We start from the raw sequence: 26,986 nt of genomic DNA on the forward strand, positions 1-26,986 counted from the left end.
AAGCGCTGTTTGATCGGCCGGGGTGCTTCCTGTGTGCGCCTTTGCCTGCAACGCTTCTGTTTTTGACTTTTGAATTTTGACTTTTGAATTTGCCGCTCCGGCACGGCCCACCCCTTCCACGCACGCTTTATCCACCGCACGCCGGCGGCATTAACAACTTCTTTACATTTGCCAAAATTCTTCTCACCATGTTTAAACGCTTATACGTAACGATTGCTGCTTCCTGCCTGCTGCTGACCGCCGACGCCCAGGGACTGCGCACCCCCGCTCCGAGCCCCAGCCAGATGGTCCGCCAGGACTTCGGCATCTCGAGCGTCGAACTGAACTACTCCCGTCCGGCCATGCGCGGACGCACCATCATGGGCGACCTCGTTCCCTATGGTAAAGTATGGCGCACCGGCGCCAACAGCGCCACCCGCCTCAAGTTTGCCGACGACGTCACCATCGGTGGCCAGGCCCTCAAGGCCGGCGAATACGCGGTGTTTACCATTCCCGGACAGCGCGAGTGGGAGATCATCATCAACAAGGGTACGGCCAACTGGGGCACCGACTACAAGCAGGAGAACGACGTGATCCGCTTCAAGGCCCCTGTTAGCACCACTACCACCCCGGTGGAGTCCTTCACGATCCAGTTCGCCAACATCAAGTCCACCGCTATGGATATCCAGATGATGTGGGACCGCACCGTGGTGACCATCCCCGTCTCGGTAGATGTGGATAAGAAGATCATGGGCCAGATCGACCAGCTCATGAACCGCGACAACCGCCCCTACTTCAACGCCGCCATGTACTACATGGAGAACGGCAAGGACCTGAACCAGGCCCTCCTGTGGTTCGACAAGGCCGCTGAGGCGAACCCCGATGCCTACTGGATTCAGCACCAGCGCGCCAACGCACTGGCGAAGCTCGGTCGCAAGCAGGATGCCATGGCTGCCGCACAAAAATCGATGGAAGGCGCCCGCAAGGCCGGCAACGAAGACTATGTGCGCCTCAACGAGAAGCTGCTTGCTTCGCTGAAATAAGATAGCCCCATTCACTTTCCGGAATGCCTCCCTCAACGGGAGGCATTCTGCTTTTCTAACGGACCGGCATTCTCCGGAAGATGAAACGTGGCATCGGGCGGATACTCCAATCCCTGCTCCTGCAGGATGCGCCGAAACTCGGCACCGAACGACTCGCGCCGGTGCAGCTCCTCCTGCTGCGCAATGTATTGGTAGTACTCCGGCACCTGGCAGCGGCTCACCGTAAACAGGCCGTACCCCTCCTTCCATTCGAAGGGTACCTCCGGCAGTTGCGTGCGGTTGATCCAACCTGCGGAAACCATTTTGAGCTCGCCGATGAGCGCGTCCTGGGACCAGTCGGGATGCATATCGATCAGGAGATGCAGGTGGTCGGGCATGCCGTTAATGATGTACACGCGGTGGCGCCAGGCCTGTAGCTGGTAGGTCATCATCCGGTACAGGTCTTCGCGCCAGCGGGGCAGCAGCAGCGACTGCCGGTAACGCGGCGCGAGAATGATGTGCAGGTCAATTTTGGTACTGGTTCGCATAACGCGAATGTGACCCGGGAAGATGGGAGCGCCATGGGAAAAGGAACAGGAAAAAATGATTTTTTCCGGCGCCGCGATGGTGATTTTTCCGGACGGCTGATGGCATGATTAAAGCCCCTCACGGGGCTTTGCTCGTCAGGCCAGCACGTGTTTGGCCAGTACTTTTTGCAGGTCGTAGATGTTGACCCCTTTGTCGAATTTCTTCGATACGCTCGGTTGTACTTCGGAGGAGATCCAGATCTTCAGCTCGGCATCCAGCTCGAAGGAGCCGGCCGTCTCGATGCTGAAGCGGGTGATGCTTTTGTAGACTATCGAGAAATACTCCACCTTCTTGCCGGTGAGGCCCTGCTTATTGACCAGGATCAGGCGCTTGTTGGTGAAGATGAAGACGTCGCGGAGCAGCTTGAAGCCGATCTCGATCTGCTCGTGATCGGCCAGCAGGTTGGCGTATTCGCGCTGCAGCTCGCCCGGGTCGGCGACGCCGGCGTTGCCCAACAGGGAAGAAAAGAAGCCCATAAGAAGCAGGTGTTTGGTGAATTACGAATATACGGATCGTTCTGTACATCTACGGATGGCCCGTTCCGGTATCCACGCTACGCTTCCCGGCACCGAGCAACGGCTGCAGCAGCAGGGCGAGCCCCACTACGCCCAGCGCGCCGATGGCGTTGAGCCAGAGAAAGGAGATGTCGGGCAGCCACGCGAGCGGCGGGATCTGCTCGTTGAAAAAGAGCAGGATCACGAAGAGCTCCACGATCAGCGAGGCGACGAAGGTGGCCGGGCCTGCCACCCGCTTCAGGTAAAAAGCTACGAGGAAGATGCCCAGGATCACGCCGTAGAACAGGGAGCCGAGAATATTGACCGTTTCGATGAGGCTTTGCCCGAGGCGGTGCGCGAACTGCGCCACCACGATCGAGAAGAGCCCCCAGGCCAGCGTGTACCCTTGCGAGATGCGGTAATCGCTCCGCTCCTGAGCGCCGGTATCAGCAGCGCTTTCGGATCTGGTAATACTTGCGCCGCCCGACAGGCGCTTGTGGAGGTCCACAACGGTACTGGCGGCCAGCGAATTGAGCGCGGCAGCGATGGAGCCCCAGGCGGCGAGGAAGATGACCGCAATCAGGAGCCCGCGCAGTCCTGCCGGGAGGTTTTCCTTCACGAATGCCAGGAACACGTAGTTGGTATCGTTGCCGTCGCCTGCGCCCGATTGCTTCGTCCATTCGCGGAAGGTCTTCCGGTGGGTCTCCGACTGCTGCTGCTGCGCCTTCAGCTCGCGGCTGTAATAAGCGAAGGAATCGGAGGCCGGCTGTTGTACCCAGGCTGCGAAGCGCTCGGCAGAATGCCGTCGCTGCGTGTTGAGCGTGTCGGTAGCGTCCTGCAGCTGCCGGAGCGAATCGCGGTAGGGGGTGGCTTCCACGTTGGCCACGAGCGCACTGTTGAAGGTCAGCGGCGTGCCGCGGAACTGGTAGAACGAGAAGATCAGCACCCCGATCAGCAGGATGCCGAACTGCATCGGGATCTTGACGAGGCCGTTCATGAGCAGGCCCAGGCGGCTCTCGGTGTTGTTCTGCGCGGTGAGGTAGCGGCCCACCTGGCTCTGGTCGGTACCGAAATAGGAAAGCGCGAGGAAGAAGCCCCCGATCACGCCGCTCCAGATATTGTACTTGTCGGTCCAGTCGAAGCCCCCGGCCGTATCACCGTCGGTGATGATGTTGAGGCGACCGAGCTTGCCGCCGATGTGCAGGGCCTCTCCCATGCCCACGTTGGACGGTAGCAGGTGTACCACCCAATAGCCCACGAGGGCCATGCCCGCGAAGATGATGAAAAGCTGCAGCTTCTGCGTATGCGCCACCGCGCGGGCGCCGCCGGCCACGGTGTAGATGATGAGCAGGCCGCCCATCAGAATATTGGTCCAGAACACGTCCCAGCCGAAGAGGGCGCAGAGGATGATGGTGGGCGCATAGATGGAAATGCCGGTGGAAAGCCCGCGTTGCAGCAGGAACAGGAACGACGTGAAGAGCCGCGTGCGCGTGTCGAAGCGCTCCTCCAGGAACTCGTAGGCCGTGAACACTCGCAGCCGGTTGAAGAGCGGTACGAAGGTGATGCAGATGACGATCATGGCGAGCGGGAGCCCGAAATAATACTGTACGAAGCGCATGCCGTCGGCAAAGGCCTGCCCGGGTCCGGAGAGGAAGGTGATGGCAGAGGCCTGTGTGCCCATGATGCTCAGGAGCACGAGGTACCAGGGCATGCTGCGGTTGGAAAGGAAATATCCTTCGAGGTTGCGGCTCGCGCGGCTTTTATACAGGCCGTAGAGCACGATGCCCAGGAGGGTCAGTACGAGTATCGTCCAGTCGAGTGCGTTCATGAATAACGGCGGGTAAGGTATTGGAAAAAGACGATGAGGGCCACCAGCACGCCGAACACGAGCCAGTACCAGCCGCGCCAGGAGCCGAAGAGCGGAATATCAGGATTCTTCTTTTTCACAGCAAGCAGATTGAATAACGAATAGCGGATATCGAATATCGGTGATCGGGATGGTTTAGAGGGTTTAGGAGGTTCAGCAACCAACTCCCTAAACCTTCTAAACCTCCTAAACCTATCTTCTCCTCAGGCTCATCGCCAGGAACCCGATGATGATGCCGAAGAGGAGGCCGAGGCGTACCTGCTTGAACGCCATGCCCAGGATGAGTCCCAGCACGATCACGAAGACCAGGGTCATCGTGCGTCTTGTTTGTGGTTGTGGCTGGGCCATCAAAGTTCTTTTTTCTGGTTGAGGGCAATGAGGTTGGCCAGCAGGCGGTACGCACCGGGCACGCCGGCGGGCAGTTCCCTGAAGAACACAAGACCCGTATAGGTAAAAAAGCCACGACCGTGCGGCGCAATGATGAGGCTGCCCTCGTCGGGTGCCTCACCAGGGTCGGCCGCGCTCAGGATCTTCTCGAAGCGCGGGTCCACATCGGATGCGTGGTAGATGCTGCGCTCCTGCACCCAGCCCGCGAAGTCTGCCGCCGTGATCTTGTTCGGGAAGTTGAGCACCGGGTGCTGCGGCTTCAGGAAGGTGACGTCGGCGTTCTCGTCGGTGATGCGGTTGCGCGAAATATTGAAGGGGAAAGGGCCGATCTTGGCTTTCACGGGACCGATCTGGTTGGAGGTATTGTACTGCACGATCAGGTTGCCGCCGTCCTCCACGTACTTCATCAGCTTTTCGTGGTGGGGGTTGAGCCACTCATTGGTGTTATATGCCCTCACGCCGGAAATGATGGCATCGAACTGCTTCAGGTTGAACCGGGCCAGCTCCTTTTCGCGTAGCAGCGTCACGTCGTAGCCCATCTGCTCGAGTGCCGCCGGCACTTTGTCGCCGGCCCCCACGATATAGCCGATCTTCTTACCGCGCGTCTGCAGGTCTGCCTTCACCACGGTCAGGGAATCGGCCGAGAAGTAACGAATCGTTGGAATATGGTTATAGTTGATGCTGTGCAACTGCAAGTCCACTGGCCCAATGCCTTCGATCGATGCCTTTCCGATATCGCTTTGCCGCCCGTATGGACGATCCTGATCACTGATCTGAAAACTCATAGAGGTTACGGCGCCAGGGCTCAGGACGACAGGCCCTTTAGGAAGGCTTCCTCCTCTTCCGGCAGCTGGGCGAAAGCCGAAGGAAATCCGGCTGTTTATCGACCGATGAGCCAATACCTGTACCTGCATAAAAACTTCCTTCTTTGTCTTCTGGTCATTCAGCAGAACTACGTCAGGGTCGATACCGATGGTAGCGGCGGGGAGCACCGCAAGGGGCTGGTACTGCTCGCCTTTCACCGGGTCGGTGAACTTGTAGCGCACCGGCTTCACGAACTCGAACGACTCTCCTTCGATCGTGAGCTGCAGGCGGGCATTGTAGGAGCGGTTCAATTCCGGTGCCCCAATTTGGGTCTGGTCCGATACGTTGAAGTATCCTTCCGCCTTCCGCTCCTCGAGCCAGTAAGGCTGCGACAGCGGCACCGCGTCGGTCACGGGCAGCTTGCGCCCGATCGTTACGTTCCGGTTCACCGGCAGCTGGCCCGAAAGAGTGGTATCGAGGCCTTCGAGGCGCACCCGGTCGAGCGAAGCCCGCGCGCCGAGCCGGTTGTTGACCACGACCTGTATTTGTACGGAATCGCCGCGTACCGCGGAGGGCTGCGGCGAGAAAGCTTCGATCCAGATGCCGCTCGCACCTTCGACCAGATCCTGTACTTCCTTCAGCTTCTGGTTCCGCCAGGGGCTCTCGGGTAAGGCCTTGAGCGCTTTGTGGATGACGACGAGCTGGGGTACCGTCTTTTCTGGATGCGTGAAATCAAATGATCCGATGGCGGCGTCGATGGCCGCCTTGATGGGCGCCGCGCCGGGCACACGCTCCCAGGTGAGGGGCACACCATCCATCAGGTCGGTGCGGACCGGGTCGCCGGCGATGGGCTTGAAGTACTCGAGCGCCTCTCCCCGGCCGCGCGGCACACCGAAGCCCTGACTCTTGTGCTGGCTGCGGCTGTCGGCCGCGATCTCGCCATAGCTCTTCCCGAGGATCGGGTTGTAGCCCCCCACATCGAAGCGGAATTGGTCCTCGCGGATCGTATTATTACTGCCGAACGAAAACGTGTTCCAGAGGAGGCGCTTCGCCGCCCAGGGCTGCACCCACTTCAGCTGCTCGGGGAAGCGCTTCGGGTCGGCCGCGGCGGTAAAGGCTTCACCCGCGAGGATCGCCGAGGCCGTATGATGGCCATGGCCGCCTTCGCCCGTGGTGGGGAAGCGCGTGATGATGACGTCGGGCTGGAACTTGCGGATCACCCATACCACGTCGGCCAGGATCTTTTCGCGGTCCCACTTTTGGAAGGTCTCCACGGGGGTCTTGGAAAATCCGAAATCAAAGGCGCGCGTAAAGAACTGCTCGCCCCCGTCGATGCGGCGGGCGGCCAGCAGCTCCTGGGTGCGGATGAGGCCGAGCTCCACGCCCTGCTCCTCCCCGATCAGGTTCTGACCGCCGTCGCCGCGGGTGAGCGAGAGGTAGCCGGTGCGGTATTGCCGGTCTTTGGAGAGGTAGGCCAGCAGGCGCGTGTTCTCGTCGTCGGGATGCGCCGCCACGTAGAGCACGGAGCCCAGCACGTTGAGCTTGCGGAGCCCGAGGTAAATATCGGCCGAAGTGCGGTAAACCGGGTCTTGGGCCTGTGCGCCCAGCGCAAGGAAAGAGCCAAGAACAAACAGGAGTTTTTTCATAGTGAGGCGAGGTTCGGGAATAGGGAATCGGGAATGGAAATGGTATTCAAACGGGCACCGCGCAATCGGGAATTGCCGATTCCCGATTGCCGATTGCCGCTTGCCGTTCTTATTGTCCTACCAGGAACACTGCGTTTGCAAACAGCAGCTTGCCGTTTTCCCAGAAGTTGCGGAAGAGCACATCGTCGGTGAAGTACACCACGTTGCCCCTGCCGATGTCCTGCACGCCGAATACGAGTGCGTCCTGGAGGCGCTCCTGCAGGCGGGCGCCTACGAAGCCGGCGAGCGGACGCTCCTTGCGGAGCACACCCACGTTCCAGCCGCCCTCGCGAAGGAATTCGTAGTTACGGTCGTCCTGCTTCAGCGTATAGTAGTAACCCGGGTAGCCAAAGGCCAGCGGGTGGCTGTTATCGAGCTCGATGCGGTAGATGGAACCCGGTGTTACATGGGGCAGTTCGTCGCGCTCGCGGTTCTCGTAGCGGCGCAGCAGCGACGCGTTGGGCTTGCCGTCGCCCCCGTCTTCGGTCTTCTTCAGCCGGAGGCCCCAGTCAAGACCGGCAAGTCCTGCCACGGCATTTTCCAGGGCGATGAGGCGACCGCCCTTGCTGACCCAGCTGCGCAGCGCCTCGGCCTGTGTCTTGTCGTTGAGAAAACGGTAGTTGCCGTTGGGCATGATGATGACGTTGAACTGGCTCCAGTCGACGTTGCCGAAAGCCGTGCTGTTGACCAGGGTAACCGGGTACTGCAGCTGCTCCTCGAAGTAGTGCCACACCTCGCCCACCGCGTTGGCCGAGGTGCCTTCGCCGCTGATGAGGGCCACTTTTGGCGCGGTAAGCGGGCGCACCGAAGTGGAGCCGAAGTCGCCCCCGCTCTCCACGAGTCCTGTGGTTACGGGCACCAGCGCCACACGGGCCGAGTCGGCGAGGCGGCGCACCGTGTTCCAAAGGTCGGAGCGGCCAGCGTTTCCGTTGCGCAGCACGATGAGCGAGCCACGCTCGAAGCGCTCGCCACCCAGCTCGAAGGTGCGCTCGCTGAAGCGGATCCGCACGCCGGCGCGCATCAGCTGTCCGGCAAGGCGTACCGATGACATTCCGTCCCAGCGGATCACATAACCGTAAGGATCGGCAGCCGCGGCCGGCGAAGCGGTGCGGCGGGCTGGAGCGGACTCAGTTGCGTCGATCCGGTCGCGGCTGGCATAGGCGCGCAGGCCGTAGACATACGGGAGCGACCAGGCGGTGATATCGTAGGTAGCCGAGTCCACCAGCTTCGGGTCGGGCTCGAAGAGTACGCGCACCAGCGCGCTTTTGGGCTGCAGCGACGACACGACCAGGTCGTTGGCAGACAGGGTGAAGGTCTCCTCGCGGCGGCTATCGTAATTATACCCCCGGCCGGAGCCGCCGCGGGCGAAGCCGTAGCGGATGCCGTTCTTGTCGAGCAGTGTCTTGAGCGCTTCCAGCCGCCCGGCGTCGCCGGGATAGCCGCGTACCACGTAGCTTTTGTAGGCGCCGTGGCCCGACGTGACGGCCGTGCGGTAATAATTGCCGTACTCGGTCATGATGCGGGAAGCGTTCTGCGCCGCCACTTCGATGGTGCTCATGCCGGTGGTGTGGTGGTGCAGGGCGCGGTCGGCGAGTGTCAGCGTGTCGCCGCTGCTCGTAGCCGCGGCGAGGCCGCCCTGGGGTCCGCCGGCCTGCTCGTAGGTCATACCGATGGAGCCGTTGTACAGCGGGTAGGTATCACCGTAAGAGGGGTAAAACAGGTCGAATACCTCGCGGGTGAAGTAGAGCCAGCCGCGTGCATCGAAGTAGCGTGCGTGGTTCTTTCCGATCGTTTCCTGGAAGGAGCGCTGGAAGGGCGTGATCACCTCGTGGTAGGGTTGTGCGGCCGGCGCGAAATAATAGGGGTTGTTGATGCCCTGCTCGTGAAAGTCGACATGGATCTGCGGCAGCCAGCGCTGGTAGAGCGACACGCGGGCCTGCGACTCTGCCTGCGTTTGCCAGGCCCAGTCGCGGTTCAGGTCGAAGTAATAGTGGTTGACGCGCCCGCCGGGCCAGGGCTCGCTGTGCTCGCGGGCGGCAAGCGTGGCGTTGGCGTCCTTGCCCACCACGGAGTTGAACCAGTTCACATAGCGGTCGCGGCCATCGGGGTTGAGGCAAGGGTCGATCACCACTACGGTGTTCTTCAGCCACTGCTGCGCGCTTGTATTATTACGGTCCGTGAGCGCTTGCAGGGTCAGCAGGGCCGCCTCGGAGGAGGAGGGCTCGTTGCCGTGTACGTTATAGGAAAGCCATACGATCACGGGCGCGTTCGCCGCGCTGCCCGATCCCTGCTGCGCCAGGCCGAGGTTGTTGGCGCGGATGGCTTCGAGGCGCGCGATGTTCTCCGGCGCCGACACATAGGCGACCATCAGCGGGCGGCCTTCGTTGGTCTGCCCGTAAGGCTCCAGCTTCACCATCGACGGCAGTGCTGCGGCCACCTGCTGAAAATAGGCCACGATGCGGTGGTGGGGCGTATAGCGGGTACCGACACGGTAGCCGAGGAACTGTTCCGGGCTGGGCACCTGTGCGGCTGCCGTGCCGGCAAAACCCAGCACCAGCAGGAGAAGGCGGAAGCGAATGTGCATGAACGGGAAATTTAGCCGGCAAGTTACTGAACTACCGGTAGCTGTAGCCCGCGGTGGGAAGCTGTGGAAAAGATGTCGCCTGCATGCCACTGCCGGCATAAAAAAACCCCCACCGGAGGGCAGTGGGGGCCAGGTTGTCGTCAGGCCGGCGGTTTAGGCTAAACGCGCAACTGACAACATTCCGGTTTGAAATGGATCAAAAAACGGGACAATCCAAATATAAACTTTTATTCCTATAAATCGAACGGCTGAGAAGCTTCCTTTTTTGGGAGGGGCAGCCGTACCTTCCGCCCCTAAAGTTGTTGTGCATGCGCCGTACCGGTGTCCTCCCCTTCCTCTTCCTGCTTTTGCTCGCTGCCTGCCGTCCGGCGAAGCCACTCGTCGCCGATCCGTACAGCTACCGGATCGAAAAGAAGGTGATCGCCGCCAATGGCGCGGTTGTGTCGGCACATCCGCTGGCTTCCGCCGTGGGGTTGGCGGTGCTGCAGGACGGCGGCAACGCGATCGATGCCGCCATCGCCACCCAGCTGGCCCTTGCCGTGGTTTACCCCCGTGCGGGAAATCTCGGCGGCGGCGGCTTCCTCGTGGCCCAGCTGGCCAACGGACAGGCCCTGGCGCTTGACTACCGCGAAACGGCGCCGGCAGGAGCCCATCGTGACATGTACCTCGATGCGCAGGGCGAAGTGGTGCCGGGCAAGAGCCGCGACGGTCACCTGTCGGGCGGTGTTCCGGGCACGGTTGCCGGGCTTTTCGAGAGCCACCGTCATGGGCGCCTTCCGTTCCGGAAGCTGATCGAGCCGGCGATCGCGCTGGCCGAGCGGGGCTTCGCCATCACCGCCGCGGAAGCCGACGGCCTGAACGGCATCCAGGAAGACCTCCGCAAATTCAATACGGCGCCCAGCGCCTTCCTGCGCACCCGCGCCTGGCAAGCGGGTGACACCCTGGTGCAAGCCGAGCTCGCGGCCACGCTGCGGCGCATCCGCGACGGCGGCGCCGCCGGCTTTTATACCGGCGAAACGGCGCGCCTCGTTGCCGCCGAAATGAAGCGGGGCGGTGGCCTTATCACCGAGAAGGACCTGGCGGACTACCGCGCCAAATGGCGGACGCCGCAACGCTTCAACTACCGGGGATACGAGGTGCTGTCGATGCCGATGCCGAGCAGCGGGGGTACGTTACTACAGCAGATGCTGGGCATGGTGGAAGCCTGGCCGCTCTCCACCTACGGCCACAACAGCCCCGAAAGCGTGCAGCTGATGACCGAGGCAGAGCGCCGCGCCTATGCCGACCGCGCCGAGCATATGGGAGATGCCGATCATTACCTGGTGCCGCAGAAAGGACTCGTGGACGCCGCCTACCTCGCGCGCCGCATGCAGGACTTTGTGCCGGGAAAAGCCGGCAACAGTGTGAACGTGCGCCCGGGCGTCCTTCCGAAGGAAAGCGAGCAAACGACGCACCTGAGCGTACTCGATAAATCCGGCAACGCCGTGTCGGTGACCACAACGCTTAACAACAGCTACGGCAGCAAGACCGTCATCGGCGGCGCCGGCTTCTTCCTCAACGACGAGATGGACGATTTCAGCGCGAAACCCGGCGCCCCGAATTTATACGGTGCGGTGGGGGGCGCGGCCAACGCCATCGCGCCGGGCAAGCGCATGCTCTCCTCCATGACGCCAACCATCCTGCTCCGCGATGGCAAACCGGTGTTCGTGGTGGGCACGCCCGGCGGCACCACGATCCCGACATCGGTGTTTCAGACAGTGGTCAACCTCGTCGACTTCGGGCTCGACGGCGATGCCGCGGTGAACCGGCCCAAGTTCCACCACCAGTGGCTCCCCGACGTGCTGTACGTGGAGGCGGGCTTCCCGGCCGAAGTACGGCAGCGGCTCGAAGCCATGGGGTATAAGCTGGAGGAGCGCAGCGCGATCGGGCGTACCGAGCTGATCCGCGTGCTGCCCGACGGACGCCTCGAAGCGGTGGGCGATAGCCGGGGCGATGATGCAGCGGCGGGGTATTGAGTAGTTGTATTTGGGGGTTTTTTATGTGACCGCCGCAAGCGGCTCGCATTTCCTAAAGCAGCACGCGGGTTTCTCGCGGAGACGCCAAGACGCAGTGCACGCAAAGAGAAGAATACTGCCCGCGGCAGGACTATTTCACCCCGCCGTATGCGGAACAGGCTACAGCTGCACGACGAATATTTACCAATCACTGCGTCTTGGCGCCTTCGCGCCTCCGCGAGAAACCCTCGACCCTCTAAAATGACTGCCAGCCGCTTGCGGCGGGTTATGTAAGGACGCCTTGTCTTTGTGCCGCCGTGTGAAATGCATTTGTAAACCCCGCCTTTAGCGGGTTGCACTTCGCAACCAGCTCCGCACTAAGGGTATCCCCCATTTTGCCTATCTTGTACGGCAAAGCGACACCTATGATCGAAGCGCTCTACCTCGAAAGCGTGCGCACCCGCTTCGCCGAAGAGAAATCCCTCGGCGGGCGGACGATGCAGCAGCTTACGGCCGAACAGCTGCTCTGGCAGCCCAACGAGGCTTCCAACAGCATCGCGCTCATCGTGCAGCACCTGCACGGCAACATGCTGAGCCGCTGGACAAATTTCCTGACCGAAGACGGAGAGAAAGAATGGCGGCAACGCGATGCCGAGTTCGAGCCGCGCGCGCTTACGGCCGACGAGGTGCTTGCGCTCTGGGAAGAAGGCTGGTCGGTGCTCTTTGCAGCGCTCGATGCCCTTCGGGCCGAAGACCTGGTTCGCCGCATCCACATCCGTGCCCAGCCGCTGACCGTGGTGGACGCCATCAACCGGCAGCTCGCGCACTACAGCTACCACGTAGGACAGATCGTGACGCTGGGCAAATGGCTCCGCGGGAACAACTGGAATTCCCTTTCCATAGCCCGGGGCCAATCGCGGCAATTTACCGAAACACTCAAAAGCGGGCTGCCGCAATAAGTGCTCCACTACATGCACCAGAGAATTACCCTATTGTTGATGGCCGGACTCCTCTCCGGCGCCGCCGCCGCCCAGAAAACGCAATACGGCGTCTTTGCGGGCGCGCAGTATACCAGCGCCCATTACCTGCTGCGCGACAAGAAGCAGTCTACCGAAGGCAAGCCCGGCGCGCATGCAGGCGTTATGTTGCTGATCCCTTTCGAAAACAGGCTCGTGTTTACCCCGTCGCTCTACTATAGCGGCAAAGGCTACAAGGTGGCGCTTACCGATACCTCCTCGCTTCCCGGCATCGACGCCGTGGCCAACGACGTTTCGTTGCATTCGATCGAACTCGCACCACTCTTCCTGATCTATATGGGAAAGGGAACCGGTCGGCCCTTCGTACAATTCGGTCCCACGGTCGATTTCAACTTCTACGGCCGCGAGCGCGTCCGGCTCAACACCGGCCGCACCGTAGACCGGCAGATGCGCTTTTCCAACAACGACTACGGGCGCATCACCGCGGCGCTGCTCGTACGCCTTGGCTACGAAACCAAAAAAGGACTGGTGTTCGGTGCCCACTACTCGCATGGCGCCGGCAGCCTCAACAACAACGACTACGGCCCGATCATCAAGCACCGCATCTTCGGCGTCTCCATAGGTAAATGGCTCACCCACCGGTAGGATCTCGGATCTCAGATCTCAGATCTCAGATCCGGGAGCGCATGGTGGTCAGGCGTCCGTTCCCGGTTGGCAGCACCCTTCCCTGTTCCTTGTTCCCTGTTCCTTGTTCCTTGTTCCTTGTTCCTTGTTCCTTGTTCCTTGTTCCTTGTTCCCATGGCTAAAGCCATGGGCTGGTGCATATCGAAAACCCACGGCTGAAGCCGTGGGCTAGTGGAGTCCATCAACATTCGATATTCCGTGTTCGAAATTCGTCATTCCTTATAGATCTTCACCGTCATCTTACCATCGGGCGTGATATACCCGCGGTACATGCCTTCGGTATTGAAGACCATGCTGAAGTTGCCGTTCTTGTCGAGGGCGATGAGGCCGCCGTCGCCGCCGAGGGCGGGTACTTTCTTCATGATCAGCTCAGCGGCCGCCTTGCCAACAGACCAGCCCTTGTATTCCATCAGGTCGCTGACGCTTTTGGCCACCGAAAGGCGGATAAAGTACTCCCCCCAGCCGGTACAGGAAATCGCGCAGGTAGCATTCGATGCATAGGTGCCCGCGCCAATGATGGGGGCATCGCCCACCCGGCCGAACTTCTTGTTGGTCATGCCGCCGGTGGAGGTGGCCGCCGCGAGGTTGCCGGCCTTATCCAGGGCCACCGCACCCACCGTTCCGTATTTATGATCGCGGTTGCCGGGCTGGCGCAGGAAGGCCTCCTGCTTCGGCGTTGCCCGGGTAGTATCGCGTACGGCACTGGCCGAGTCGAGCGCCTTCGCCTGCTGCAGGCCGTTCCAGCGCGCCTCGGTGTAGAAATACGCCGGATCCACGATAGCGAGGCCCTGCTGCTGCGCGAACTGCTCTGCGCCCTTGCCGATCATCATGACATGCTCCGACTTGTCCATCACCGCACGGGCGGCCGAGATCGGGTTGCGCACCGTCGTGACCGAAGCCACGGAGCCGGCCTTCAGCGTCTGCCCGTCCATGATGGCTGCGTCGAGCTCATTGCGCCCCTCGTTGGTGAACACCGCTCCCTTGCCCGCGTTGAACAGCGGGTTGTCTTCCAGTACCCGCACGGTGGCCTCCACGGCGTCGAGGGCGGAGCCGCCGCGGCTCAGTACCGCATAACCCGCCTGCAGGGCCGCCCGCAGCCCTTCCTGGTAGGCCTGCTCCGCCTCCGGGGTCATGTTCTTTTTAAGGATGGTGCCGGCGCCGCCGTGGATGACGAGCATGAACTCGGGACGCTTCGATTTTTGCTGCGCCCCCGCTGCCAGGGTGCACAGGAAGAAGGTAAGGGTAAGGACAAACTTCATTGGTCGATTTTTTGCAGGGATGGCTCCGAAAATAAACACAAAGCAAGCAACCATCCGGGGATATTTCACATTCTTTTGTTTACCACTACTCCATTTCTAAAGGTCTTACGGATGACAAAGGGCTATTTTTACAACCTACTAAAAGGAACCTCGACTGAAAAGAGCGGCTAAAATACTAGGTGCGGTTATCCTCTCCCTGCTTATCCTGCTGTGCCTGACGCTGGCCTTCGTTCAGACGGAATGGGGCCAGAACTGGCTCGTCGACCGCGTCACCGCCAAGCTCTCCCGCGACCTCCGTACCAGCATCCGCATCAACAAGGTGCGGGTCGTGCTGTTCAACCACATGAACCTGGAGGGCGTGCTTATCGAAGACCAGAAGAAAGACACCCTGCTCTCGGCAGGTGTGCTGCAGGTGCGGCTTACCGATTGGTTCTTCCTCAAAGACAAAGTGGACCTCGAATACATCGGGCTGCGGAACGCCACCGTGAAGTTGCAGCGCACCGATTCGGTCTGGAATTACCAGTACCTCGTCGACTACTTCTCCTCCCCCTCCACCGGCCAGAAAAAAGAATCGGGCATCGAGCTCAACCTGAAAAAAGTGGTGCTCGAAAACGTGTCGTTCACCCAGCGCGACGCCTGGCAGGGCGCGGACGCCTATATCAAGGTGGGCGGCCTCGATATGGACGCCCGTGAGCTGAGCCTCAGCAAGAACATCTTCGACATTCAGCGGCTCTGGCTCGACGGGCCGGTGTACCACGAGTTCAGCTATACCGGCCGCCGCTCGGCCGCCTCGAAAGCCGCCGCGGCCGCGCGTTCCATAAAGCCCGACACAGCCACCCTGCGCTGGAACCCGGGTCGTCTTTACCTGCATATAAGCCAGTTAGAGCTAAAGAACGGGCGCTTCCGCAGCGATAAGGACGGCGTTCTCGGCAGCACCCTCCCCCACTTCGACGGCCGCCACATCGACTTCCTGGGCATCACCGGCAACCTGCGCGAGCTGCGCTTTCTGAACGACACCCTCTCCGCCCAAACCGACCTCGTGACCCGCGAGCGCGGCGGCCTCGACGTAAAGCAGCTCCGCACGCACCTGCGCTTCCACCCCGAGCTGATGGAGTTCGGCAAGCTGTCGATCAAAACGAACCGAAGCACGTTGCGCAACCACTTCGCGATGCGCTTCAAAAGCTGGGACGACCTCGGCGACTTCGAAAACAAGGTGCGGATGGAAGGCCATTTCGAGGATGCCCTCATCGCTTCCGACGACATCGCCATCTTCGCCCCCGACCTCGCCACCTGGGACCGCCTCTTCCACATCGACGGTGTAGTGAAAGGCACGGTGGATGCCCTCGAGGGGCGCGATGTGAAGCTCCGCACCGGGCAGACGGCGCTCAACGGCAACTTCACCGTGCAGGGATTGACCGACCCAACCACCGTGTTTCTGAACGTGGAGGCCGACGACCTGGTCACCAACTACAACGAGGCGGTGGTATTTGTACCGGCCCTGCGGAAAGTGACGACCCCCAACCTGCGCGCGCTCGGCACCATCCGCTTTAGCGGCACCTACACCGGCTTCTTCAACGACTTCGTCACCTACGGCACTCTGCATACGTCGCTCGGCTCGCTCCGCACCGACCTCAACATGAAGCTGCCCGACGGCGGCGTGCCGGTGTATTCGGGCAATATTTCGACGGCAAGCTTCAACCTGGGCCGCTTCTTCAACAACAGCGACCTGGGCATCGTCGATTTCAACGGGCAGCTCAAAGGTCGCGGCTTTACGCAGAGCCAGCTCGCCATGGACGTGAACGGCACCGTCCGCCGCTTTCAGCTGGGTACGTATACCTACCAGAACATAACGGCCAAAGGCCATCTCACGGGGAGCAGCTTCAACGGCGACTTTGCCATCAACGATCCCAATGCCCGCCTCCGCCTCAACGGCCTCATTACCTATGGCGGCAAGCGCCCCACCTTCGACGCCAAGGCCGGCATCGATACGCTGAACCTGCGGGCACTCGGCTTCTCGAAAGAAGAACTGTCGCTCCGCGGCCGCTTCGACCTCAACCTCTCGGGCGCCTCGCTCTCCGACTTCCTTGGCCAGGCCAGCATCTCCGATGCCACGCTGATGCACGACGGCCGCCGCCTCTCCTTCGACTCGCTGTACGTGTCGTCGACCTTTTACAACGGCGTGCGCACGCTGCAGGCCCGCTCCAACGAGCTGTATGCGAAGCTGCAAGGACAGTTCGACCTCGCTACGCTCCCCGACGCGTTCCAGCTGTTCCTCAACCGCTACTACCCCGCTTACATCAAGCCTCCCCGCCTGCGTGCGCTGCCGCGGCAGGCGTTCACGTTCGACATCACCACCGGGGCCATTGAAGACTACCTGAAGCTGTTTGACCGTCGGATCAGCGGCGGCAACGGGGCGCACATCAAGGGCTCGCTCGACGTAGGCGCCAACAGCCTTGTGCTCGACGCACAGGTGCCGGGCTTCGGCTACGACCAATACCGGTTCAGCGGCATCAGCCTGAAGGGCGACGGCAACTTCTCGCGGCTCATCGTGGACGGCGACGTCGCCCATGCGGCGATCGGCGATTCGGTTAGCCTGCCGCAAACGAAATTCAACATCCAGGCGCGTAACGACGTGTCGGACGTCAGCATTACCACCTCTTCGAATCTCGCCGTAAACCAGGCTTCGCTCTCGGCGCAGGTGCATACCTTCTCCGACGGACTCAGCCTGCTCTTCAACCCCTCCAGCTTCCTCCTCAACGGGAAGACCTGGACCATCGAGCAGGGAGGAACGCTCGACTTCCGCAGAAATACGGTAACGCAGGGCAACGTGGTGCTGAAGGAGTCGAACCAGGAAATCCGCCTCAGCACCGTGCCTTCCGAAGACGGCAACAACCTCAACGACCTGCACGTTGCACTGAAGAACCTGAACCTCGGAGACATCACGCCCTTCTTCGTACCGAGCAACCGGATCGAAGGGCTGCTCAACGGCAGCATCACCATTGAGGATCCGGCCAACCGCTTCCTCGTGCGCGGGCAGGTAGAGACCGACCAGCTGCGGGTCGACAATGACTCGATCGGGCAGCTCGCCGCGCAGGTGACCTACAATAAAAAGACCGGTCGCCTCACCGGCTCCGGCAACAACCGCGACCCCGAGCACCGCCTGGCCTTCGACCTCGACATGGACCTCGACGACAGCGCCAACCTGCACACCGACCGCATCAGCATCGAGCCTGTGAATTACCCGGTCACCTACCTCCAAAACTTCGTCGGCTCGCTCTTCACGGACCTGCGTGGCAATGTGACCGGGCGGCTCAACATCGTGGGCGAAGGGGCAGCCCGCCGCTTCGTTGGCAAGGCGCGCCTGATCAACGCCGGGCTCAAGGTCAACTTCACGCAGGTATTCTATACGATCGACGACACGGAGATCGAGCTGAGGGAAGACCGCATCGACTTCGGTACGCTCCGCCTCCGCGACCGCTATGGCAAGCCGGCCACCCTCCGCGGCTCCATCGCCCACGAGGGCTTTAAGGACATGGTGTTCGACCTGCTGGTGCGCACCGACGGCGAGCCCGTAGAACTACTGAACACGACCTACAACGACAACCAGACCTTCTACGGCCGCGCCCGCGGCACCGGCTCCTTCCGCCTTACCGGGCCGCAGGCCAACATGAATATGGAGATCGACGCCCGTCCCTCCAACCGCGACTCCTCCTATATCACACTGCCGCCGTCGAAGACGCGGGAGTCGGGCGCTGCGGCCGATTTCATGGTGGAGCGCAAATACGGTACGGAGATGACGCCGGCCACCTTTGCCAATGCCGCCACCAACGTCAACTACACCGTGAACCTGACGGCCAACCCGCTCGTGAACGTCGAAGTGATCCTCGACGACCTTACGGGCGACGCCATCAGCGGCCGCGGCACCGGCGACCTCACCCTCGAATCGGGCACCAACAAGCCGCTCAGCCTGCGGGGGCGCTACAACATCGAAGAAGGGAAATACCTCTTTACCTTCCAGTCGTTCTTCAAGAAACCGTTTGAACTGCGTAAGGGCGCCAACAACTACATCCAGTGGAACGGCGATCCCTATGCCGCGCAGATCCGCTTCGAGGCCATCTACAAGGCGGAGAACGTGCGCTTTGCCCCGCTGGTGACGAGCCTTGCCCTAAACGACACACGCCTGGAGCGCCTCCGCGGCGACGTGAACGTAGCGGCGACGCTCACCGGCGAGCTCTTCCGGCCCAACTTCGCGTTCCACCTCGAGTTCCCGGAGAACAGCCCCGTGAATACGAACCCGTCGTTTACCTACGGCCTGCAGCAGATCGAGCGCAACCCCAACGAGATCAACAAGCAGGTGACCTACCTCATCGTGTTCAACTCGTTCGCTCCCTACCAGGGCGACCAGAGCAACTCCGGCGGCGCCTTTAACGAGTTTGCCTACAGCACGATCTCGGGCCTCTTCTTCGGCGAGGTGAACCGCCTGCTCAACCAGGTGCTGGGCAAGGTGCTGAGCAACAACAAGCTGACGCTAAACTTCTCCGGCTCGCTCTACAACCGCAACCTGCTCACGCAGAATAACCGCGGCTTCGGCATCAACACCGGCACCATCAACGTGGGCCTCACGGCTCCCGCAGGCGAGCGGGTGCAGATCACCTTCGGTGGCACTTTCGATGTGCCCATTCCCGGCAACAACGACATCAACCAGCGGATCAACGTCTACCCCGACGTCAGCGTAGACGTGCTGATCAACAAAACAGGATCGATCCGCGCCACGTTCTTCTACACGCAGTCGCCCGACCTGCTCGTCAGCGGCGCCAATACCAACACGATCCGCAACCAGCGCGCCGGCGCCAAGCTCTCCTACCGAAAGGAATTCGACAGCTTCGGCGACCTGTTCCGCAGAAAGAAGAAAGAGCCGGTGGCCGACAGCACCCGCCCCAATCAGGAAGCCGACGACTCCACGTTGCGGCAACGCTACCCGGGACCGTAAGAAATCGTGAGGCGTCAGGCGTGAGGAGCGCGCGTCCAGGCTGGGTCTGTCCCTTCCTCCTGGCATAACGTACATGCGCCCGTTATCAGAAGTAGTTCCGGAATGTCGGGTACTTTACGGCGCACCTTCGCTGAAGCTTCGGCGCGCAGGGCACGGCTTACCTCTGACGCCTCACGACAATCTGCGAAGGCTTCGATTCCGGGAAGTCGCGCGCTTGCGAACCTACCGGCGCTCCGCGTTGTTAAACCCGAAACCCGGAGTTCCGGCGCACTGCGTTATTTTTACCGAAACCGAATCGATGGCCACGAATAGCTATATCCTGATGCTGGAAGACGACGAGGACGACCGCCAGCTTACCAAAGCCACCCTCGACGAATTGGGTATCTCCATGCGGGTGCACTTCGTGCGCTCGCGTGATGAGCTCCTGGAGCAGTTGCAGGCGGCCGAGCCGGTGGTGGTGCTCCTCGATTACAACGTGAAGCCCGACACCGGGCTTGACGTGCTGCAGGCCATCAAGGTGCGCCCGGAAGGCCGCGCGGTGCCGGTGGTGGTGCTGGGCGATACCGACGACCCCGACTTTGTGCGCCTCTGCTACAACAAGGGCGCCGCGAGCTACGTGGTGAAGCCCAACAGCTACGAAGGCACGCGCCGCGCCATCAGCGCCTTTTTCACCTATTGGCTGAGAGTGGCGGAAACACCGGCCCACCGCTCCGAAAAACTGGTCTGACGCACTTTTCAAATTTTTGCATATGGCAAACCCGGGATCCCACATCCTCATCCTCGAAGACGATCACGACGACCGCCAACTCATTCAATCGGTACTGGAGGAAAGCCCGGTGCCGGTGCCGATCCGCTTTGTATCGAGCGGCACGGCCTTGCTGGAGTCGCTGGAGCAACACGAACCGCTGCTGGTGATGATGGATTTCAACGTGCAGCCGGACACCGGCCTCGAGCTATTGGAGGCCATCAAGCGACGCGACGCGTGGCGGCACATCCCCGTGGTGATCGGCGGCGAAAGCAGCGACACCGATTTTATCCGCCTCTGTTACCGGAAAGGCGCCTGCAGCTATATCATAAAGCCCACTTCCATCGACGGCATCCGCGCCAGCCTCGCCGGCTTTTTCTCCTACTGGCTCCAGGTGCCGGGACTGCCGGCCGGGCAGCCGCAAACATCCGCCATTCGCCCATGAAGAAGATCGCGGTAGCCATCACCGGGGCCAGCGGCGCCCTCTACGCGCGCCTGCTGCTGCAGAAGCTGCAGCAGCTCCAGGCACAGTGCGCGGAGGTCTCGGTGGTCATGAGCGACAACGCCCGCTACGTGTGGCGCACCGAGCTCGGCGACGAGTGCTACAACGACTTCCCGTTTCGCTATTTCGAGAAGAGCGACTTCCTTGCGCCCTTCGCCTCGGGCTCGGCCCGCTACGACGCGCTGATCGTCGCCCCCTGCTCCATGGGCACGCTGGGCCGCATCGCCGGTGGCATCTCCAACGACCTCACTACACGGGGCGCCGACGTGATGCTGAAGGAACGGAAGAAGCTCATTTTGCTGGTGCGCGAAACGCCTTATAACCTCGTGCACATTAAAAACATGGAAACCGTGACGCTCGCCGGCGGAATCATTTGCCCGGCCACGCCTTCGTTTTACTCGCGTCCCCAGACACTTGAAGAGGCCGCCGGCACCGTCATCGACCGGGTCATCGACCTCGCGGGGCTCGAGAATGAGTCTTTCCGCTGGGGGTCTGAGTAAGTCAACATGCAAAAGTAACAAGTCAGAAGCCAAGAATCTTGATCCGACAAAGCTGGGTGTAGGTACGGTCATTGCGAGCGCACCGTCCCGAAGCTTCGGGACAATCTCCACAGCCTACGGAATGTTCCTGTGATCGCAGCCTGATGGATGACTCCGCGTAACGCCGGAGATTGCTTCGTTGCAGGCTGCCTTCGGCGCCTGCTGCCTCGCAATGACGTAGCGCCACTACGCGGCGCGTACCGCGCAAGGACCGCAACGAAAAAGGGGGGGCTGCAACTGCAGCCTCCCTTTTTGAATTTTCACTTTTGAATTTTGCCTTAGGCATTAGCGAACTGCTTGCGGATCAGGTTCAGCGCCGAGCCGGCCTTGAACCACTCGATCTGCTGGCGGTTGTAGGTGTGATTCACCTTGATCTTGTCGGAAGAGCCGTCCTTGTGGTGGAACACCATCGTCAGCTGCTTGCCGGGCGCGAAGTCGGTGAGTCCGAGGATGTCGATGGTATCGTCTTCCTGGATCTTCTCGTAGTCTTCCTTGTTGGCGAAGGTGAGGGCCAGCATGCCCTGCTTCTTCAGGTTCGTTTCGTGGATACGGGCGAAGCTCTTGACGAGGATCGCGCGTACGCCGAGGTGACGGGGCTCCATGGCGGCGTGCTCGCGGGAGGAGCCTTCGCCGTAGTTCTCGTCGCCCACCACCACCGAGCCGAGGCCGGCGGCCTTATACTGGCGCTGCGTGGCCGGCACGGGGCCGTACTCACCCGTCAGCCCGTTCTTCACGGAGTCGGTCTGCAGGTTGTACGAGTTGATCGCGCCGATCAGCATGTTGTTGGAGATGTTGTCGAGGTGGCCGCGGTACTTCAGCCAGGGACCGGCCATCGAGATGTGGTCGGTGGTGCACTTGCCTTTTACGCGGATCAGGAGGCGCAGGCCCTTGAGGTCGGAGCCTTCCCAGGCCGGGAACGGCTCCAGGAGCTGCAGGCGGGTGCTGTCGCCGGCCACGAGTACCTGTACGTCCTCGCCGTTCTCGGCGGGCGCCTGGTAACCGGGATCCTCGACGTCGAAGCCGCGGGGCGGCAACTCGAAGCCTTTCGGCTCGTCAAGCATCACTTCCTGCCCGCTCTCGGTCTTCAGCTTGTCGGTGAGGGGGTTGAAGGAGAGGCGACCGGCGATGGCGTAGGCCGTCACGATCTCGGGGGAGGCCACGAAGGCATGCGTGGAGGCGAGGCCGTCGTTGCGCTTGGCGAAGTTGCGGTTGAAGGAGGTAACGATCGTATTCTTACGGGAGGGGTCGTCGATGTGGCGGGCCCACTGACCGATGCAGGGACCACAGGCGTTGGCCATCACGATGCCGCCGATCTCGTCGAAGGTCTTGAGGTAGCCGTCTTTCTCGATGGTGAAGCGCACCACCTCGGAGCCCGGGGTGATGGTGAACTCCGATGCCACCTTGAGGCCCTTTGTCTTGGCCTGGGAAGCGATCGAGGCGGAGCGGGAGATGTCTTCGTAGGAGGAGTTGGTGCAGGAGCCGATGAGGGCTACTTCCACCGCGTCGGGCCAGCCGTTGGCAGCCACGGCGGCGGCCATCTGGGAGATGGGCGTTGCCAGGTCCGGCGTAAAGGGACCGTTGACGTAGGGCTCCAGCGTGGAGAGGTCGAGCTCGAGCACCTGGTCGTAGTATTTTGCGGGGTTGGCGTACACCTCGGCATCGGGGCGCAGGTGCTCGCGCACGCGGTCGGCGGCGGCGGCCACCTCTTCGCGGCCCGTGGCCTTCAGGTAGGCCGACATTTTCTCGTCGTAGCCGAACACCGAGCAGGTAGCGCCGATCTCGGCACCCATGTTACAGATGGTGGCCTTGCCGGTGCAGGAGAGGGAGTCGGCGCCGTCGCCGAAGTACTCCACGATGGCACCGGTGCCGCCTTTCACGGTGAGCTGTCCGGCCACCCAGAGGATGACGTCCTTGGCGGAGGTCCAGCCGCTCATTTTGCCGGTGAGCTTTACGCCGATGAGCTTGGGCATCTTGAGCTCCCAGGCGAGGCCGGCCATGACGTCTACGGCGTCGGCACCACCCACGCCGATGGCGAGCATGCCGAGGCCGCCCGCGTTCGGGGTGTGGGAGTCGGTACCGATCATCATACCGCCCGGGAAGGCGTAGTTCTCGAGTACCACCTGGTGAATGATACCGGCGCCGGGCTTCCAGAAGCCGATGCCGTACTTATTGGAGATGGAGGAAAGGAAGTCGTACACCTCGCGGTTGATGTCGATGGCTACGCCGAGATCCTCTTTGGCGCCGACCTTGGCCTGGATCAGGTGGTCGCAGTGCACGGTGGAGGGAACGGCTACGCGCGAGCGGCCGCAGGTATCGAACTGGAGCAGGGCCATCTGGGCGGTGGCGTCCTGCATGGCTACGCGGTCGGGCGCGAAATCGACATAGTCCTTGCCGCGCTCCAGCACGCGGGTCGCCGGCGTGAACGTGTGGGAATACAGGATCTTCTCGGCGAGCGTCAGGGGCCGTCCAACGAGGTTACGGGCCGCCATCACCTTAAGAGGGAGCGCTTCGTACACCTTGCGGATGAGGTCTAAGTCAAATAACATGGGCGAATTGTTTTATAGCCTTCAACAACTCAGGCATTGTGTTTGTGGTAATGAAATTGTCTAAAGTGGTGCAAATTTAATAAAAAGCCACGAACGAAACGGGAGCAATAGCGTTGTGAAAGCCCACGAAAAAAACTAAATTCGCTATATGAAGCGCCTTAAAGAGTTTATCGAGTGGCAGGCCTTCGGCGTCTGCACAGCCATCGGCGATCGTATGGGCATCGCTACGTCCCGCATCCGCATGTGGTTCATCTACATCTCCTTCCTCACGCTCGGCTCCCCGGTCATTATCTACATGGTACTCGCCTTCTGGATGAATATGAAGCGCTACATCTTCGCCGCCCGCCGCAACCCGTGGTGGAACCTGTAAGCCGATGTCAGATATCAGATGTGATGATTTCAGATTTGCTTCAGGCGCGGTCTTACCTAACGGTATGCGAACGACGCAGGTTGAATGTGCTCCTGCATCTTCGCATTAAAGCGATCACAGATCCGCGAACCAAGGTCTGAGATCTTTTTCGAAATGAGGAGACCCTGCCGATGGCAGGGTCTCCTCATTTCGATATTCCTTGTTCTCTATTCGATATTTTATACCAATTCGCGGATCGTATCCACGACGCGGTCGATCTCTTCTTTCGTGTTGAATTTGGAAAAGGAGAAGCGCAGGGTGACGTACTTGTCGTTCCGGTTGAGGGCGCGCATCACGTGGGAGCCGATGTCGGCGCCAGAGGAGCAGGCCGAGCCGCCCGAGACGCAGATGTTGCGGATGTCGAGGTTCATAAGGAGGAACTCCGTTTTTTCCGATTTCGGGAAGCAGGCGCTCAGCACGGTGTAGAGGGTATCACCATTGCAGTTGAAGTCGATCCCTGGCACCGTTTCCTCGAGCCGCCGGCGCATATAGCCGCGCAGCTCCTGGATATAGGCGGAGTCGCGCTCGTAGTGCTCCATAGCGAGCTCGAGCGCCTTGGCAAAGCCCACGATGCCGTACACGTTCTCGGTGCCCGCGCGCAGGTTGCGCTCCTGTCCGCCGCCGAAGATGAAGGGCTGGATCTTGATCTCCTCGTTCACATACAGGATGCCGCAGCCTTTGGGACCGTGAAACTTGTGGCCCGCACCCGAAATAAAGTGCACGTGCACCTCGCTCAGGTTGATCGGGTAATGCCCCACCGTCTGCACACAGTCGGAATGAAAGATGGCATCGAACTTCTGGCAGATCGCTCCTACTTGCCTGATCGGCAGCAGGAGACCGATCTCGTTGTTGGCGTGCATAAGGCTGACGAGGCAACGCACCCCGTTTGCCTGCTGCTCCGCGAGCTGGCGCTCGAGGTCTTCGAGGTCCACCTCGCCGCAGGCCTTAAGGGCTACGAAGGAGTGGCCCACGCTTCCCTGCTTCGCCCAGTATTCCACCGTATGCAGCACCGCGTGGTGCTCGATGGGCGAAGTGATGATGTGGCGGCAGCCAAGGTCGCGGATAGAGGCGGCGATAGCGGTGTTGTTGCTCTCCGTGCCGCCCGAGGTAAAGAAGATGGCGCCCGGGCGCGTACCGAGCTGCTTCGCTACCGACTTGCGGGCCGTTTCGATGGCCAGGCGCGTCTCGCGGCCGTACGAGTAGATCGACGAGGGGTTGCCGAAGTGCGACTGCAGGTAGGGCATCATTGCTTCCAGCACCGCAGGGTCGAGGGCCGTAGTGGCGGCGTTGTCGAGGTAAATACGCGTGTCCGTGTTCATAGCAACGGTTGAAGAGGTGGGTGCCAGGGTTGCTTCCATCTGTTGCAATTTGGGTTGGGGCGCCTTCAGCGGGGCTGAAAAGCAAGCAATCGTTACGATCTGAGATCTCAGATCTGAGATCTTAGATCTACTGGGTGCTGCACTCGCGGATGTCTTCCATCAGCTTGCGGGCAATATTGTTGGCCGTCGTTTCGAAGTTGCTCTCGGCATAGATGCGGATGATCGGCTCCGTGTTGGAGGTGCGCAGGTGCACCCAGTCGGTGTCGAACTCGATCTTGAGACCGTCTTCGGTGTTGATCGGGTTGTTCTTGTATTTCTTTTTGATCTTCTCGAACAGCTGCGCCACGTCGAGACCGCGCTCGAGCTCGATCTTGTTCTTCGAAATGAAATAGTCGGGGTAGTTGGAGCGGAACGACTTCAATCCTCCTTTCTTCTGGGCCGCGAAGTGCGACAGGAAGAGGGCGATGCCGATGAGGGCGTCGCGGCCGTAGTGGAAGTCGGGTACGATGATGCCGCCGTTGCCTTCGCCGCCGATCACGGCCTGCTCGTCCTTCATCTTCTGCACCACGTTCACCTCACCCACGGCCGACGGGAAGTACTGCCCGCCGCGCTTCAGGGTTATCTCCTTGAGCGCCTTGGTGGAGCTCATATTGCTGACCGTGTTACCGGCATTCTTGCTCAGGATGTAGTCGGCCACGGCCACCAGGGTGTATTCTTCACCGAACATCGAGCCGTCTTCGCATACGAAGCAGAGGCGGTCGACGTCGGGGTCCACCGCGATGCCGAAGTGCGCGTTCTGCTTCAGCACCTCGTTGCTCAATTGCGTGAGGTGCTCGGGCAGGGGCTCGGGGTTGTGGGCGAACTTACCGTTGACTTCGCCGTTGAGGATGATGACCTCGCTCACGCCGAGCGCCGAGAGGAGCTGCGGTACGATGAGGGCGCCGGTGGAGTTGATGCAGTCCACCACCACCTTCCACTCTTTCTTCTCGATCGCCTTTTTGTTGGTAAGCGGGTAGTCGAGTACGAGGTCGATGTGCTTCTGCATCCAGGAGTCGTCGCGGGTAACGGAGCCAAGCTTCTCTACGGAGGGGAAGGTCATGGATTCGTTGGCGGCGCGCTCGAGCACCTGGGCGCCGAGCTCGCCGGAAATGAATTCGCCTTCGCTGTTGAGCAGCTTCAGGGCATTCCACTCGCGGGGGTTGTGGGAGGCGGTGATGATGATGCCGCCGGCCGCGCCTTCGGCCTTGGTGGCCAATTCAACGGTAGGTGTAGTGGAAAGTCCGAGGTCTACGACCTGGATCCCGAGGCCCACGAGGGTGCTCACCACAAGCCCGCTCACGAGCTCGCCGGAGATCCGTCCGTCACGTCCGATGACGATCTTGACGGGTGCCGATTTATCGGCATTCTCGATAATAAGGGAGCCGTATGCCGCCGCGAACTTTACCACATCGATCGGTGTCAGGTTCTCCCCCGGCTTGCCGCCGATGGTGCCCCGGATACCGGAAATACTCTTGATTAATGCCACTTCAGGTCCTGATTTTAAGGGGGCAAAAATACGGGATTCGCCGCAGCCGGGCCGAACTCATTTCGGGGGTGGGGGTGAATGGTGAAT

Annotated in this window: 20 protein-coding genes; 9 read left to right on the forward strand and 11 right to left on the reverse strand. The window is 61.0% G+C overall.

Annotated elements, in window-relative coordinates:
• Positions 1-188: 188 nt before the first annotated feature.
• The gene (locus ABD937_RS12870) at positions 189-1,022 is read left to right on the forward strand and encodes a DUF2911 domain-containing protein (protein WP_345256152.1); all 834 of its coding nucleotides are present in this window, start codon (positions 189-191) and stop codon (positions 1,020-1,022) included.
• A 32-nt stretch (positions 1,023-1,054) separates the two neighbouring features.
• Here the strand turns inward: ABD937_RS12870 and tnpA are convergent, their stop codons facing one another.
• From tnpA to ABD937_RS12905, 7 genes are all read right to left on the reverse strand, one after another.
• Positions 1,055-1,549 carry an IS200/IS605 family transposase gene (gene tnpA / locus ABD937_RS12875; RefSeq protein ID WP_345256153.1) on the reverse strand — a complete coding sequence of 165 codons (495 nt, stop codon included), beginning with the start codon at positions 1,547-1,549 and terminating at the stop codon, positions 1,055-1,057.
• Between the two features lie 135 nt (positions 1,550-1,684).
• A complete protein-coding gene (locus tag ABD937_RS12880; RefSeq protein WP_345256154.1) occupies positions 1,685-2,065 on the reverse strand; it encodes a PH domain-containing protein in 381 nt (126 codons plus the stop codon).
• A 49-nt stretch (positions 2,066-2,114) separates the two neighbouring features.
• Positions 2,115-3,911, reverse strand: a complete 1,797-nt coding sequence (locus ABD937_RS12885) for a sodium:solute symporter family protein (RefSeq protein ID WP_345256155.1) — start codon at positions 3,909-3,911, stop codon at positions 2,115-2,117.
• Positions 3,908-4,030: a hypothetical protein gene (locus ABD937_RS12890; protein ID WP_345256156.1), complete on the reverse strand. Its 123-nt coding sequence runs from the start codon at positions 4,028-4,030 to the stop codon at positions 3,908-3,910. The genes ABD937_RS12885 and ABD937_RS12890 overlap by 4 nt, the downstream gene beginning before the upstream one ends.
• 112 nt (positions 4,031-4,142) lie before the next feature.
• Positions 4,143-4,265 carry a hypothetical protein gene (locus tag ABD937_RS12895; protein WP_345256157.1) on the reverse strand — a complete coding sequence of 41 codons (123 nt, stop codon included), beginning with the start codon at positions 4,263-4,265 and terminating at the stop codon, positions 4,143-4,145.
• Between the two features lie 32 nt (positions 4,266-4,297).
• Positions 4,298-6,787, reverse strand: coding sequence for a PIG-L family deacetylase (locus ABD937_RS12900; RefSeq protein WP_345256158.1), 2,490 nt, complete (start codon positions 6,785-6,787; stop codon positions 4,298-4,300).
• 109 nt (positions 6,788-6,896) lie between these two features.
• Positions 6,897-9,410 carry a M14 metallopeptidase family protein gene (locus tag ABD937_RS12905; RefSeq protein ID WP_345256159.1) on the reverse strand — a complete coding sequence of 838 codons (2,514 nt, stop codon included), beginning with the start codon at positions 9,408-9,410 and terminating at the stop codon, positions 6,897-6,899.
• A gap of 308 nt (positions 9,411-9,718) precedes the next feature.
• Between ABD937_RS12905 and ggt the strand changes: the two genes are divergently transcribed.
• The 3 genes from ggt (at position 9,719) to ABD937_RS12920 (ending at position 13,026) form a co-directional block, all read left to right on the forward strand.
• Positions 9,719-11,425 carry a gamma-glutamyltransferase gene (gene ggt, locus ABD937_RS12910; protein ID WP_345256160.1) on the forward strand — a complete coding sequence of 569 codons (1,707 nt, stop codon included), beginning with the start codon at positions 9,719-9,721 and terminating at the stop codon, positions 11,423-11,425.
• A 404-nt stretch (positions 11,426-11,829) separates the two neighbouring features.
• Positions 11,830-12,363 carry a DUF1572 family protein gene (locus tag ABD937_RS12915; RefSeq protein ID WP_345256161.1) on the forward strand — a complete coding sequence of 178 codons (534 nt, stop codon included), beginning with the start codon at positions 11,830-11,832 and terminating at the stop codon, positions 12,361-12,363.
• A 39-nt stretch (positions 12,364-12,402) separates the two neighbouring features.
• Complete coding sequence (locus ABD937_RS12920; RefSeq protein ID WP_345256162.1) at positions 12,403-13,026, forward strand: porin family protein; 624 nt, start codon at positions 12,403-12,405, stop codon at positions 13,024-13,026.
• Between the two features lie 251 nt (positions 13,027-13,277).
• On the opposite strand, the gene ABD937_RS12925 is transcribed toward ABD937_RS12920, so the two are convergent.
• Positions 13,278-14,324, reverse strand: a complete 1,047-nt coding sequence (locus ABD937_RS12925) for an isoaspartyl peptidase/L-asparaginase family protein (RefSeq protein ID WP_345256163.1) — start codon at positions 14,322-14,324, stop codon at positions 13,278-13,280.
• Positions 14,325-14,652: 328 nt separating this feature from the next.
• Here ABD937_RS12925 and ABD937_RS12930 point away from each other — a divergent pair, with 328 nt between their 5' ends.
• From ABD937_RS12930 to ABD937_RS12945, 4 genes are all read left to right on the forward strand, one after another.
• Positions 14,653-19,314, forward strand: coding sequence for a translocation/assembly module TamB domain-containing protein (locus ABD937_RS12930; RefSeq protein ID WP_345256164.1), 4,662 nt, complete (start codon positions 14,653-14,655; stop codon positions 19,312-19,314).
• 298 nt (positions 19,315-19,612) lie between these two features.
• On the forward strand, positions 19,613-20,041 hold the full coding sequence (locus tag ABD937_RS12935; protein WP_345256165.1) for a response regulator: 429 nt from the start codon (positions 19,613-19,615) through the stop codon (positions 20,039-20,041).
• Between the two features lie 22 nt (positions 20,042-20,063).
• Entirely contained in the window at positions 20,064-20,504 is a 441-nt protein-coding gene (locus ABD937_RS12940) for a response regulator (protein ID WP_345256166.1), read from the forward strand.
• Positions 20,501-21,061, forward strand: coding sequence for a UbiX family flavin prenyltransferase (locus tag ABD937_RS12945; protein ID WP_345256167.1), 561 nt, complete (start codon positions 20,501-20,503; stop codon positions 21,059-21,061). Before ABD937_RS12940 ends, ABD937_RS12945 begins: the two co-directional genes overlap by 4 nt.
• 317 nt (positions 21,062-21,378) lie before the next feature.
• Here the strand turns inward: ABD937_RS12945 and ABD937_RS12950 are convergent, their stop codons facing one another.
• A complete protein-coding gene (locus ABD937_RS12950; protein WP_345256168.1) occupies positions 21,379-23,646 on the reverse strand; it encodes an aconitate hydratase in 2,268 nt (755 codons plus the stop codon).
• Between the two features lie 148 nt (positions 23,647-23,794).
• On the opposite strand from ABD937_RS12950, the gene ABD937_RS12955 reads away from it, so the two are divergent.
• Entirely contained in the window at positions 23,795-24,016 is a 222-nt protein-coding gene (locus ABD937_RS12955) for a PspC domain-containing protein (protein WP_345256169.1), read from the forward strand.
• 218 nt (positions 24,017-24,234) lie between these two features.
• Here the strand turns inward: ABD937_RS12955 and ABD937_RS12960 are convergent, their stop codons facing one another.
• Both ABD937_RS12960 and glmM read right to left on the reverse strand, forming a co-directional pair.
• Positions 24,235-25,413 (reverse strand): cysteine desulfurase family protein, encoded by a 1,179-nt coding sequence (locus ABD937_RS12960; RefSeq protein WP_345256170.1) that lies wholly within the window; start codon positions 25,411-25,413, stop codon positions 24,235-24,237.
• Between the two features lie 88 nt (positions 25,414-25,501).
• Positions 25,502-26,899 (reverse strand): phosphoglucosamine mutase, encoded by a 1,398-nt coding sequence (glmM, locus tag ABD937_RS12965; RefSeq protein ID WP_345256171.1) that lies wholly within the window; start codon positions 26,897-26,899, stop codon positions 25,502-25,504.
• Positions 26,900-26,986 lie beyond the last annotated feature (87 nt).

The organism is Flaviaestuariibacter amylovorans, assembly GCF_039541815.1.
Lineage (GTDB): Bacteria > Bacteroidota > Bacteroidia > Chitinophagales > Chitinophagaceae > Flavisolibacter > Flavisolibacter amylovorans.